The organism is Streptomyces sp. NPDC017056 (assembly GCF_044332485.1).
Classification (GTDB): domain Bacteria; phylum Actinomycetota; class Actinomycetes; order Streptomycetales; family Streptomycetaceae; genus Streptomyces.
Genome location: NZ_JBIRPD010000036.1, coordinates 24,848 through 37,303 on the forward strand (window position 1 = coordinate 24,848; position 12,456 = coordinate 37,303).

Sequence of the window (12,456 nt, forward strand, 5' to 3'; positions counted from 1 at the left end):
AGTGATGGGCTTCTGTGAGGTGGCCGTTACACAACAGCGGACGGCCTGTCACGGCCGTCCCCTACCTTCTTAAGTGCCGCACCGCACCGCAGCACCTTCCGGACCGACCCGTACAGGACGGCGGATGTGGTCTCGTCGCCGAACGGCCGACCATCAACGGGGGTTTCCCATGACCGTACTGTCCGCACGTCGTCGCACGCTGCGTACCGCCGTCGCGTCCGCCGCGCTCGGAGCCGCCCTCCTCGGCTCCGCCTCCGGAGCCTTCGCCGCCACGCCCGGCACCGCGGCGACGGCCGCCGCCGCGAAGCCCGCCTCCGACGGCGCCGGCCGCTACGCGGGACAGCCGGTCTACATCGGCAACGGCATGGTGGCCGTGCTGCGCAACGTGCGCTCGGCGGGCGGCCCCGAGGCGTGGATCCGCTACGTCGGACCGCAGTGGAAGCCCGGCGACTGGTACCTGGTGCGGGTGCTCGACGTCCTGGACAGCAACCACCGGTCCGCGCAGGTCAAGGGCCTGTCCCTGCGCCTGTCCGGCACCTCCGGCACCTCCCCGAAGCTGCACGTCGGCGGCGGCAAGGGCGGGGCGAAGACCTACGCGCTGCCGAAGTCCGGCGCGCCGGCCACCGGCGGCAAGGAGACCGGCAAGAGCGGCCAGGGCGGCAAGGGCACCGGGCAGGCCGCCCGCAAGCCCGGCGGCACCGCTTCCGACGGCCGCAAGAGCTGCACCGTCAGCCGCCGCGTGGCCATCGGCGGCGGCACCCTGGCCGTCATGAGCAACAGCTCCAAGGGGCCCAGGGTGACGTTCGAGGACGGTCCGGGCAACGCGGTGCCGGGCGCCTCCCTCGACCGTACGCACCCGACCCTGGCCCGCTTCGGCGCGAAGATCGTCGACCCGTACAGCGCCCGCCCCACGTTCCGCTTCAAGATGCAGGGCGGCAGCTACCCGGCCGGCCATGCCAACTTCCCCACCATGCCCAAGGGCTGCGCCCTGGTCGCGAAGCCCGGCGCGTCCGGCGTCCCGGGTGGCACGCACGCCGCCAAGGCGGCCGGCAGCAAGGCCGCGGCCGCCCCCGGCTCGCAGGCCGCGCCGACCGCCACCCAGACCAAGGTGCTGCCCAAGGGCGCGGTGGCCGCCGGCTACGACGGCGCCGAGGCGCCGGACAACACCCCGCTGTTCGCCGCGGGCGGCGCGCTCGCCGCCGCCGGTGCCGCGGGCGTCGCCTTCGCGGTGCGGCGCCGCCGGCAGTCCGAGGGAGCGCGGGCTTGAGCCGTCCCGCAGGGGGACGCCGGGCGGGCGGCCCGCTGACGGCGGCCTGCCTGCTCCTGTTCGCGATGGGCGGCGCACTGGTCACCTGGGGCTTCCTGCGCGGCGGCGCGCCCTCCGGCGCGGCGCCGCCCGTCCACGTGGCGAACACGAGCGCCCCCACCGCGAGCCCGCGCCCCACGGCGGCCGCGCTGCCGGCGGCCGAGCCCGTACGCGTCCGCATACCGGCCGCCGGGGTGAACACCGGGCCCGTCCTGGACCTGGGGCTGGCCGCCGACGGCACGGTCGAGGTGCCGTCCGTGGCCCAGGCGGGCCGGATCGGCTGGTACGACAAGGGCGTCACCCCGGGCGAGACCGGCCCCGCCGTCCTGATCGGCCACTACGACACCGCCGAGGGACCGGCCGTACTCAAGGACGTCGGCCGTATCGGGGTCGGCGACAAGATCTACGTCGACCGGGCGGACGGCCGGACCGCGGTCTTCGCCGTGCGGGAGCTCCAGCAGGTGGACAAGAAGGCGTTCCCCACCCAGCGGGTCTACGGGGACACCGACCGGCCCGAGCTGCGCCTGGTGACCTGCGGCGGCGCCCTGGCCGGCGGCCACCGGCCGGACAACATCGTGGTCTACGCCGATCTGGTGGCGGCCTGAGACGCGGCCGGGGAGCAGGGCGTACGAATGATGCCGTAACGCAATGTCCGGCATCCGGACGCTCAGGCACAATCGGCAGCATGACGAGCCCGGAACAGTCCTCCCCGCAGCAGTACGCGGACCGCAGCTACCGCTCGCCCGCCGCCCTCGTCGGCGGGGTGCTGCTGCTCGCGCTCGCCGCCTGGCTGGGCGGCGACGCGCTGGTGCGCGGCGCGGCGCACACCAAGCTGCTGGCGGTGGCCGGGCTGCTGTTCGCGGTGCCGCTGGTGACCGCCTTCACCCTGCGCCCGCTGGTGCGCGCGGGCGCGGACCGGCTGGTGGTGCGCAATCCGTTCCGTACGATCACGCTGCCGTGGGCGGCGGTCGAGGACCTGCGGGCGTCGTTCTCCAGCGAGGTCTTCACGGCGGACGGCACGAAGTACCAGCTCTGGTCGATCCCCGTGTCGCTGCGGCAGCGCAAGAAGGCCAACCGGCAGGCGGCCCGCGCCGCCGGACGCCCGGACCACCACGACCCGCACCTGGGCCCGGCCCCGGCGGCGCCCCCGCCGCGCGCCACCGCCGACCGGGCCCTCGACGAACTGCGGGAGCTGCGCGAGCGCGGCGCCAAGCGGGACGGCGCGCAGGGCACGCCGGTGGTGAAGTGGGCGTACGAGGTGATCGTGCCGTGCGTGGTGGGCGCGGTGGCGCTGGCGGTGCTCATCGCGGTGTAGGCGGGGCGCTGTAGACGCGGTGCTGTAGGCGGGGTGCCGGCGCCGGCGCGCGTCACGGTGGCCCGCCGTACACCAGCGTCATGTAAGCGCCGAAGTACGCCGAACCCAGTGCGGCGGCCGACAGCGAGAGCACGGCAACGCGACGGTGCGCGCGGGCGATGGCCAAAGCCAGGGGAAGCAGCAGCGGGAAGCCGGGAAGCAGGAAGCGCGCGCGGGGGAAGTAGACGCCGCCGCTGCCCAGGACGATCAGCAGCAGCACCCCGCTGAAGACCAGGAGCGGCAGCGGCTGACGGTCGAACAGGCACAGCAGGAAGAGCGCGGCCGACGCGATCAGCACCAGCGACACCACCACCAGGAAAAGCTGTGGGTGCGCCGGGTACATGAGGGTGTCGCGCATCGTGCGCAGCGTCTGCTTGCCGCCGTCCCACTGGTTGTCCCACTGCCGCTGGACCGCGTAGTAGCCGTCGGCGCGCCCCAGCCGCAGGCCGACCCAGCCGACGTACGCGAGCCAGCCCAGCGGCGCGAGCACCGCGCCGAGGACGATCCGGCGCACCCGGCCGCGGCCCGGGTCCGGTTCCGTGGATATGGGGACGGGCGCGGTACGGCGCAGGCGCCACAGGGCCACGACGGCGCTGACGCAGACCCCCGCGACGAGGGCCAGGCCGGTGGGCCGGGTGAGCCCGGCGAGCAGGCAGAGCGCGCCGGCCATCACCCAGCGGTCGGCCAGCACGGCGTACAGCGACCAGGCCGCCAGCGCGGTGAACAGCGACTCCGTGTAACCCATCCACTGGATGGCGGCGACCGGCGTGGCGCCCCACAGCACGGCCAGCACGGTGCCCACCCGCCGTCCGTACAGCCGCTCGCCCACCGCGTAGATCCCCCAGGCGGCCAGCAGCGAGCAGCCGGCCGCGACGACCAGCCCGACCGACGCGCGGGAGCCGGGCGTCACCCCAGCGACGCCCTTGACCAGAACCGGGTACAGCGGGAAGAAGGCCAGGTTGCTCTCGTTGAAGCCGCTCACGTCGAACGTCTCCGCGTAGCCGTGGTCGGCGATGCCCAGGTACCAGCGGGAATCCCACCGGTTGGCCAGCAGCGGCCACAGGCCGCGGTGCTGGAGGTGCGCCCATTTCAGCATCACGAGGGTGCCCAGCAGGCGTACGGCGGTGTAGCCGAGCAGGGCGGGACCGGCGCGGCGCGGCAGGCTCGGGGCCGGCCGCGCGGCGGGGCCCGGGGGAGCGGAGGCCGCCGGTGCGGTGACGGCGGCCGTACGGGACGCGCTCGGGAACACTGCGGCGACTCCCGGGCAGGCTGGGCAGCTGGTCGGACCAGACCAGGGTGTCCCGGAGCGCGCGCGTGCGCGGGGGCGTACTGCGACAGGTGCAGTACGCCTGTCACCCGTACGTGAATGTCACCCGTACGAGAAACGGGCCCAGGAACCCTCGGGTCCCGGGGCCCGCTCCGCGCAGGCGGCTCGCGCCGGGCAGGTCAGATGCCGGCCGCCGCCGACAGGTCCGCCTTGATGGCGCCGAGCACCGCGTCGGCCTTGGCACGCGCGGCGGCCAGCCCGCCGGCGTCCGCGACCGGCACCACGACCTCCAGGTAGCACTTCAGCTTGGGCTCGGTACCGCTGGGCCGGACCACCACCCGGCCGCCCTCGACGCCGTCCTGCTCCGCGCCCGCCAGGTAGTAGCGCAGGCCGTCGGTGGGCGGCAGCGCGTCCGTCCCCCGGGAGAGGTCGTCGGAGGACGACACGGCCAGGCCCGCCAGGGCGGCCGGGGGCTGCTCGCGCAGCCGCCGCATGGCCGAGGCGATCAGCGAGAGGTCCTCGACGCGGACCGACAGCTGGTCGGTGGCGTGCAGGCCGAACTCCAGGGCCAGGTCGTCCAGCAGGTCCGTCAGCGTGCGGCCGGACTGCTTCAGCTCGGCGGCCAGCTCGGTGATCAGCAGGGCGGCGGTGATGCCGTCCTTGTCCCGCACGCCCTCGGGGTCGACGCAGTAGCCCAGCGCCTCTTCGTACGCGTACCGCAGGCCGTCCACGCGGGCCAGCCATTTGAAGCCGGTCAGCGTCTCCTCGTACGGGAGCGAGGCCCCGGCGGCGATCCGCGACAGCAGCGAGGACGACACGATCGTGGTCGCGAAGGTGCCGGACGCCTGCTTGCTCACCAGGTGCGCGGCCAGCAGCGCGCCGACCTCGTCACCGCGCAGCATGCGCCAGCCGGCCTCGGTACCGGGGGCCGGTACGGCGACGGCGCAGCGGTCCGCGTCCGGGTCGTTGGCGATGACGATGTCCGGGCCGACGGTGCGCGCGGTCGCGAAGGACAGGTCCATCGCGTCCGGCTCCTCCGGGTTGGGGAAGGCCACGGTCGGGAAGTCCGGGTCCGGCTCGGCCTGCTCGGCGACCACGGTCGGCGCCGGGAAGCCGGCCCGCGCGAAGGCGGCGACCAGCACGTCGCGGCCGACGCCGTGCATCGGCGTGTAGACCACCTGCGTGTCGCGCGGCGAGCCCGGCGTGAGCACCGCGTCCGTACGCTCCAGGTACGCCTGGAGTACGTCCTCGCCCAGCACCTCCCAGCCTTCCTCCGGCCGCGGCACGTCGTCCAGCGACGCCACCGCCGCGATCCGCTCCGCGATCAGCCCGTCGGCGGGCGGCACGATCTGCGAACCGTCGCCCAGGTAGACCTTGTAGCCGTTGTCGCGCGGCGGGTTGTGGCTCGCGGTGACCTCGACGCCGGCGACGGCGCCCAGGTGGCGTATGGCGAAGGCCAGGACCGGGGTGGGCAGCGGGCGCGGCAGCACCGCGGCGCGCAGCCCCGCGCCCACCATCACGGCCGCGGTGTCCCGCGCGAAGTCGGCGCTCTTGTAGCGCGCGTCGTACCCGATGACGACCAGGCCCCCGGCCTGCCCCTGGTCCTTGAGGTACGCCGCGAGCCCGGCCGCCGCCCGGATGACGACGGCGCGGTTCATCCGCATCGGGCCCGCGCCCAGCTCGCCGCGCAGCCCGGCCGTGCCGAACTGCAGCGTGCCCGCGAACCGGGCCGCCAGCTCGTCGGCGTCCTCGGCGTCGATGAGCTTGCCCAGCTCTTCGCGGGTCTCCGGGTCGGGGTCCTCGGCCAGCCATGCCTTCGCCCGGCTGATCAGCTCCGCGGAATCGGTTGCCACGTGATGCTCCTGCCTGTGGTTGCGGTGGTGGGGGGAAGCGCCCGGCGCTCTCAACGCTTACCCACTCCGCGCGATGGTTCGACCGGCGAACGCGCGGGCGCCGGCCACGCACGCCGCGCCGGACCGGCGGGGGACTGCCCCGGCCGGCCCGGCCCGTTCCGCAGGGGGCGCACCGGTGCGCCCCGCACGGTTCCGTACAGCTACGGCTCCAGCTACAGCCTCAGCGCTACGGCTGTGCTCAGAGCTTGCCGAGCACCTGGGCGAGCAGGCTGCCCATGCGGGTCGCGGAGTCGCGCCCGGCCTGGAGCACCTCTTCGTGGTTGAGCGGCTCGCCGGTCATGCCCGCGGCGAGGTTGGTCACCAGCGAGAGCCCGAGCACCTCGGCGCCGGCCTCGCGGGCGGCGATCGCCTCCAGCACGGTGGACATGCCGACCAGGTCGGCGCCCATGGTGCGCAGCATCTTGATCTCGGCGGGGGTCTCGTAGTGCGGGCCGGGGAGCTGGGCGTACACGCCCTCTTCCAGCGTCGCGTCGACCTCCTTGCACAGCGCGCGCAGCCGCTGCGAGTACAGGTCGGTCAGGTCGACGAAGCGGGCGCCGACGATCGGGGAGGTGGCGGTCAGGTTCAGGTGGTCGCTGATGAGGACCGGCTGGCCGGGGCTCATGCCGTCGCGCAGGCCGCCGCACCCGTTGGTGAGCACCACGGTCTTGCAGCCGGCGGCGACGGCGGTCCGCACGCCGTGCGCCACGGGGGCGACACCGCGGCCCTCGTAGTAGTGCGTACGGCCCAGGAAGACCAGGGCCCGCTTCTCGCCGATCTTGTACGAGCGAATCTTGCCGCCGTGGCCCTCGACGGCGGGCGCCGGGAAGCCGGGCAGCTCGGTGACCGGGAATTCGTGCTCGGGCGCGCCCAGGGCCTCGGCGGCCGGAGCCCAGCCGGAGCCCATCACCAGGGCGACGTCGTGGGTCTCGGCGCCGGTCAACTCGCGCAGGCGGGCGGCGGCGTCAGCGGCGGCACCCTGCGGGTCGCGCGCGATGTCCGGGGTAACAGATGCGTTCACGCGGACGAGGGTAGCCGGTAATTGCCTACGCGCGTAGATGTCGCAGCCGACGGGGCCGCCGGGATCTTTTCGTACGAATGACCGAGGCGATGGCCCGCCGCCGGGAAGCGGGCCTGTGGCGGCCCTTCGCCCCACGGGGCCGGGAGCCGCGCAAACGGGCGCCGACCGGTCAGCAGGGCCGCTTGCGCAGCTCCATCACGTAGTCGTGCGGCGCGCCCGCCGACTCGGCCGCGTCGGCGATCTCGCCCAGGTAGCGGGCGGCGGGCAGGCCGCCCTCGTAGCCGTTGAGGACGTACAGCCAGGCCGCCTCGTCGCCTTCGAGGGTGTGGACGCGTACCCGCATCCGGCGGTAGATGTCCATGCCGACGCCCTCCCAGCGGTCCATGGACTCCTCGTCCATGGGCGCGATGTCGTAGAGGGCGACGAAGACCTGGGAGCGGGGGGCCTCGACGATCGTCGGCAGCGCTCCCTCCCAGCCCATCTGTTCCCCGCCGAAGGTGAGCCGCCAGCCGTTGAGCCAGCCGGTGCCGCGCAGCGGCGAGTGCGGAGCGCGGCGGGTCATCAGCCGCGCGTCGAGGTTGCCGGCGTACGCGGCGTAGAGCGACATGGTTCCGAGGGTACGGGAGGTCAGGGGGTGTGCTCGTGGTACGCGAGGTTCGAACGGCGGCCCCCGGGGGGTAACCCGGCGCGGGCGTGCGGGACAATGGAGTACGTGACTCGGATCGTGATCATCGGTGGCGGACCCGGCGGATACGAGGCGGCCCTGGTGGGCGCCTCTCTCGGCGCGGAGGTGACCGTCGTCGACTGCGACGGACTGGGCGGGGCGTCGGTGCTGACCGACTGCGTCCCGTCCAAGACCCTCATCGCGACGGCCGAGGTGATGACCACCTTCGACTCCTCGTACGACGAACTCGGCATCATCGTCGAGGACGACACCCCGCCGGTCGACCGGCCCGCGCGGGTCGTCGGGGTGGACCTCGGCAAGGTCAACCGCCGGGTGAAGCGCCTCGCGCTCGCCCAGTCGCATGACATCACCGCCTCCGTCACCCGTGCGGGTGGCCGGGTGCTGCGCGGCCGCGGCCGGCTGGAGCCGGGGCAGTCGCCGGACGGTTCGCGCACGGTGACGGTCACCGCGGCGGACGGCACCGAGGAGACGCTGACCGCGGACGCGGTGCTCGTCGCGACCGGCGCGCACCCGCGCGAGATCCCGGACGCGCAGCCGGACGGCGAGCGCATCCTGAACTGGACGCAGGTCTACGACCTCGACGAGCTGCCGGAAGAGCTGATCGTGGTCGGCTCCGGCGTCACCGGCGCCGAGTTCGCGGGCGCCTACCAGGCGCTCGGCTCCCGCGTCACCCTCGTCTCGTCCCGCGACCGCGTGCTGCCGGGCGAGGACCCGGACGCCGCCGCGGTCCTGGAGGACGTCTTCCGCCGCCGCGGCATGAACGTGATGGCGCGCTCGCGGGCGGCCTCCGCCAAGAGGGTGGGCGACCGGGTCGAGGTCACCCTGTCGGACGGTCGTACGATCACCGGCTCGCACTGCCTGATGGCGGTGGGCTCCATCCCGAACACCGCGGGCATCGGGCTCGAAGAGGCCGGCGTACGGCTCAAGGAGTCCGGCCACATCTGGACGGACAAGGTCTCGCGCACCTCGGCCCCCGGCGTCTACGCGGCCGGCGACTGCACCGGCGTCTTCGCGCTGGCCTCGGTCGCCGCGATGCAGGGCCGCATCGCGATGTACCACTTCCTGGGCGACGCGGTGACGCCGCTCAACCTCAAGACCGTCTCGGCGAATGTCTTCACGGACCCGGAGATCGCCACCGTCGGCTACAGCCAGGCGGACGTGGACGCGGGCCGTATAGACGCCCGGGTCGTCAAGCTGCCGCTGTTGCGCAACCCGCGCGCGAAGATGCAGGGCATCCGCGACGGCTTCGTGAAGCTGTTCTGCCGGCCCGGTACGGGCATCGTGGTCGGCGGTGTGGTTGTCTCGCCGCGCGCCAGCGAGCTGATCCACCCGATCTCGATAGCGGTGGACAACAACCTGACGGTGGAGCAGATCGCCAGCGCGTTCACGGTCTACCCGTCGCTGTCGGGCTCGATCGCCGAGGTGGCGCGGCAGCTGCACACGCGGAAGGGCGCCGGCGAGTAGGCCGGACGGCTGAATCGCCGGAGGGCGGGCGGTGCGCTTCGCGTACCGCTTGTCCGATCGCGTGACGGTGCGTGGCGCCCGGGGCCGCCGTTTCCTGGCGGTCCTGTGCCGCTGAGTGACCGGCCACCGGCATATACCACGTGCGAGGGTCGGGAACGAACAACTTCCGTTATTTGGTGCAACCTGCTGAAAGCAGACGGTCGTTGGCGTTACTGTCAGTTTCGTGTTCGCTGCAGAACGTCGCCAACTGATCCTCGAAATGGTGCGCGCGAACGGAGCGGTGTCGCTCCGTGAGCTCGCCCGCGTCGTCCAGACCTCCGAAGTAACCGTACGGCGGGACGTGCGGGCGCTGGAGGCAGAAGGACTGCTCGACCGCCGGCACGGCGGTGCGGTTCTGCCGGGCGGCTTCGCCCGGGAGTCCGGCTTCCCACAGAAATCCCATCTAGCGACCGCGGAGAAGACGGCCATCGCCGATCTCGCCGCCGGCTTCGTCGAAGAAGGCGAGGCCATCGTGGTCGGCGCCGGGACCACCACGCAGGAGCTGGCCCGCCGGCTCGCTCGGGTGCCCGGTCTGACCGTGGTCACCAACTCCCTCCTGGTCGCCCAGGCGTTGGCTCACGCCAACCGTGTCGAGGTCGTGATGACCGGCGGCACCCTGCGCGGCTCGAACTACGCGCTGGTCGGCAGCGGTGCCGAGCAGTCCCTCCAGGGGCTGCGGGTCTCCCGCGCCTTCCTGTCGGGCAGCGGCCTGACCGCCGAGCGCGGCCTGTCCACGTCCAACATGCTCTCCGCGAGCGTGGACCGGGCGCTGGTGCAGGCGGCGGCGGAGGTCGTGGTGCTGGCCGACCACACCAAGCTCGGTACGGACACCATGTTCCAGACCGTGCCCACCGACGTCATCACCCGTCTGGTGACCGACGAGCCGCCGGGCCACGACGACCGGGCCGCCACCGAGCTGCAGGCCCTGGCCGACCAGGGCGTGCAGATCGCGGTGGCGGGCGGCTCTGGCGCCGGGTCCGGACCGCCCGGAGCGGAGGTGATGGCGGCCGACCGCCGGGGCCCACGCAGAGACGTGCCGCTGCCGGGACAGCGGCGCAACCTGGCACCGGGCGGCGGCGGTTCGGGACCGCAGCTGCGGACGGCGACGCCGTTGGCGGAGCCGCCGGGCGGCCGGGTCGCCGACCTGGCACCGCGCCGCCGCTGAGCGGAGGCCGGCGCCCCTGCCAGGGCGCGCCGGCACCGCGAGTCCGGACGGGCTCAGGCCCGCTGCTCGGCCCGCAGCCCCGTCAGCGTCAGCGTGAGCAGCCGGTCGGCCAGGTGCGGATCGTCCGGTGACTCCTCCACGGCCAGGGCGATGCCGTTGGTCAGCTGCATCAGATCGTTGATGTTCACATCGGAGCGTACGGCGCCGGCTTCCTGCGCGCGGGCGAGCAGTTCGCCGCCCGCCTCGCGCATCGGGACGCTGCACCGCGACAGCCCCGAACTGGCGTCGCCGGGCGCGGCCATCAGCGCCCGCGACAGCCCCCGGTAGGTGCTCGCGTGCGCGATGATCGCCCGCAGCCACTCCACGAGCGCCGCACACGGCTGCGGCGAGTCCCCCAGCTCCCTGGCGTGCGCCAGCAGCGCGTCCACCTCCCCCTGGAACACGGCGCCCATCAGAGCCGTCCGGTTCGGGAAGTGCCGGTAGAGCGTGCCGATCCCCACGCCCGCGCGCCGCGCGATGTCCTCCAGCGAGGTGTCGGTGCCGTGGTCCGTGAAGGCCGTGCGGGCCACCGCGAGCAGCCGCTCGTAGTTGCGGCGCGCGTCGGCACGCATGGGTCGTACGGATTCCTGCCCTGCCGTCTCGGTCACCATCGCCGTCCTCGCCGTCCTCCCTGAGCGCGGCCCCTGGACCGGACCGGTGTCCCCAGGATGCCACTGCCCCCACCGCACAAGCCTTCGGACGGCTGCCGCGCCCTGCCCCGGGGCGTGGCCCCGGGCGCCGGGTGGACGCGAGGCGGCCCGCAGGTGTCGGGGAGGGAAGGGAGCGTGGGCGCCTTGGGGAACAAGTGCGCAAGGCGGCAACGGGACGCGGCCGGGGGGCATCAAACCTGGCGCAATGAGGTCTTTAGGGGCCGTCGGAACGTGTGCCGGAACACCTGGGGAAGCAATGGAACTGACCAGCAGACCGCTGCTGTACACGATGATCGCGGTCGCCGTGGTGTGTGTGGGGCTCACACTCTGGCAGTGGCCGCGCTTCGCCAAGCGCGGACCGTTGGCCTGGCTGGGCCGGATCGGGTCCATCGTTGCCACGCAGCTGTCGATCGTCGCCGCGCTGGGCCTCGTCGTGAACGCCAACTTCCAGTTCTACGGTTCCTGGCACGAACTGCTCGGCCTGTACGACGACGCCCCCGGCGCGGTCGCCAAGTGGGGCGACGGGGGAGCCGGCCCGGCAGGCGACCCGTCGAAGGGGCTCGTGCAGGCCGCCGGGCCCGAGGGGCTGGACAAGGTGCACGGCATACCGAAGGGCCCGCCGGAGAAGGCGGGCCGGGTGGAGTCCGTACGGATCGTCGGCAAGCGCACCAAGGCCGTGGACCCGGCGTACGTCTACCTGCCGCCGCAGTACTTCCAGAAGCAGTACGAGCGCCAGCGCTTCCCCGTCGTCGTCGCGATCAGCGGCTACCCCGGCGGCCACTTCCTGCTGGGGCAGCACCTGCGGGTGCCGCAGACGGCCGGTGAGCTGATCGCGCAGCAGAAGATGCAGCCCACCGTCATCGTCATGCTGCGGCCGACCATCGCGCCGCCGCGCGACACCCAGTGTGTGGACGTGCCGGGCGGCCCCCAGGCCGAGACGTTCTTCGCGGACGACCTGCCCGACGCGCTCAAGTCGCACTACAGGGTCGGGCACGACCCGGGCGGCTGGGGTGTGCTCGGCTACTCGTCGGGCGGCAGCTGCGCCCTCCAGCTGACCATGCGCCACCCCCGTACGTACACGTCGGCGGTGGCCCTCTCGCCGGACTACAAGGTCACCAGCGACCCCACCACCGGCAACCTCTTCGGCGACGACAAGGACCGCGGCAAGCGCAAGCAGGAGCACGACCTGATGTGGCGCCTGGCGCACCTGCCGGCGCCGCAGGTGTCGGTGCTGATCGGCACCAGCCGCGAGGGCGAGAAGAACTACCCGGCGGCGAAGGAGTTCCTGAGTGCGGTCAAGCCGCCGATGAAGGCCGAGTCGATCATCCTCGACCAGGGCAGCCACAACTTCGCGACCTGGCGGCGCGAACTGCCCGCCGCGCTCCAGTGGATGAGCAGGCAGCTGACGTTCCCGCAGGACGTGGTGGGCAACTCCTAGAACGAGTGGCGGGGGGGGGCGCCACCCCCCCCCCCCCCCCCGCCCCGCCCACCCGGGGGGGGTGGTGGAGTTTTGAGTGTGCGGGCGCGGGCGGGCGGGGGGCGGCCCGCGCCCCCGGGCGGCCCCGGATTGGGGC

11 protein-coding genes are annotated in these 12,456 nt (G+C 73.6%); 6 read left to right on the plus strand and 5 right to left on the minus strand.

The features are described 5' to 3' along the window. Positions 1–169: 169 nt before the first annotated feature. The 3 genes from ACH4OW_RS38510 (at position 170) to ACH4OW_RS38520 (ending at position 2,621) form a co-directional block, all read left to right on the plus strand. Positions 170–1,267: a hypothetical protein gene (locus ACH4OW_RS38510; RefSeq protein WP_398033483.1), complete on the plus strand. Its 1,098-nt coding sequence runs from the start codon at positions 170–172 to the stop codon at positions 1,265–1,267. After that, on the plus strand, positions 1,264–1,911 hold the full coding sequence (locus ACH4OW_RS38515; RefSeq protein ID WP_360136719.1) for a class F sortase: 648 nt from the start codon (positions 1,264–1,266) through the stop codon (positions 1,909–1,911). Before ACH4OW_RS38510 ends, ACH4OW_RS38515 begins: the two co-directional genes overlap by 4 nt. Before the next feature lie 80 nt (positions 1,912–1,991). Further along, the gene (locus tag ACH4OW_RS38520) at positions 1,992–2,621 is read left to right on the plus strand and encodes a PH domain-containing protein (protein WP_398033486.1); all 630 of its coding nucleotides are present in this window, start codon (positions 1,992–1,994) and stop codon (positions 2,619–2,621) included. Between the two features lie 52 nt (positions 2,622–2,673). On the opposite strand, the gene ACH4OW_RS38525 is transcribed toward ACH4OW_RS38520, so the two are convergent. The 4 genes from ACH4OW_RS38525 to ACH4OW_RS38540 all read right to left on the minus strand — a co-directional run bounded on the left by ACH4OW_RS38525 (position 2,674) and on the right by ACH4OW_RS38540 (position 7,447). After that, entirely contained in the window at positions 2,674–3,909 is a 1,236-nt protein-coding gene (locus ACH4OW_RS38525) for a hypothetical protein (RefSeq protein WP_398033489.1), read from the minus strand. 197 nt (positions 3,910–4,106) lie between these two features. Further along, a complete protein-coding gene (locus tag ACH4OW_RS38530) occupies positions 4,107–5,780 on the minus strand; it encodes a phospho-sugar mutase (protein ID WP_398033491.1) in 1,674 nt (557 codons plus the stop codon). Positions 5,781–6,018: 238 nt separating this feature from the next. Next, the gene (locus ACH4OW_RS38535; protein ID WP_360136723.1) at positions 6,019–6,840 is read right to left on the minus strand and encodes a purine-nucleoside phosphorylase; all 822 of its coding nucleotides are present in this window, start codon (positions 6,838–6,840) and stop codon (positions 6,019–6,021) included. Between the two features lie 169 nt (positions 6,841–7,009). Continuing rightward, positions 7,010–7,447 carry a gamma-glutamylcyclotransferase gene (locus tag ACH4OW_RS38540; protein WP_360136724.1) on the minus strand — a complete coding sequence of 146 codons (438 nt, stop codon included), beginning with the start codon at positions 7,445–7,447 and terminating at the stop codon, positions 7,010–7,012. 96 nt (positions 7,448–7,543) lie between these two features. Here ACH4OW_RS38540 and ACH4OW_RS38545 point away from each other — a divergent pair, with 96 nt between their 5' ends. After that, positions 7,544–8,989, plus strand: coding sequence for an NAD(P)H-quinone dehydrogenase (locus ACH4OW_RS38545; RefSeq protein WP_360136725.1), 1,446 nt, complete (start codon positions 7,544–7,546; stop codon positions 8,987–8,989). Positions 8,990–9,212: 223 nt separating this feature from the next. After that, positions 9,213–10,193 (plus strand): DeoR/GlpR family DNA-binding transcription regulator, encoded by a 981-nt coding sequence (locus ACH4OW_RS38550; protein ID WP_360136726.1) that lies wholly within the window; start codon positions 9,213–9,215, stop codon positions 10,191–10,193. A gap of 53 nt (positions 10,194–10,246) precedes the next feature. On the opposite strand, the gene ACH4OW_RS38555 is transcribed toward ACH4OW_RS38550, so the two are convergent. Beyond that, positions 10,247–10,843 carry a TetR/AcrR family transcriptional regulator gene (locus tag ACH4OW_RS38555; protein WP_398033494.1) on the minus strand — a complete coding sequence of 199 codons (597 nt, stop codon included), beginning with the start codon at positions 10,841–10,843 and terminating at the stop codon, positions 10,247–10,249. Positions 10,844–11,138: 295 nt separating this feature from the next. Between ACH4OW_RS38555 and ACH4OW_RS38560 the strand changes: the two genes are divergently transcribed. After that, complete coding sequence (locus tag ACH4OW_RS38560) at positions 11,139–12,320, plus strand: alpha/beta hydrolase (protein ID WP_398033496.1); 1,182 nt, start codon at positions 11,139–11,141, stop codon at positions 12,318–12,320. Positions 12,321–12,456: the final 136 nt, after the last annotated feature.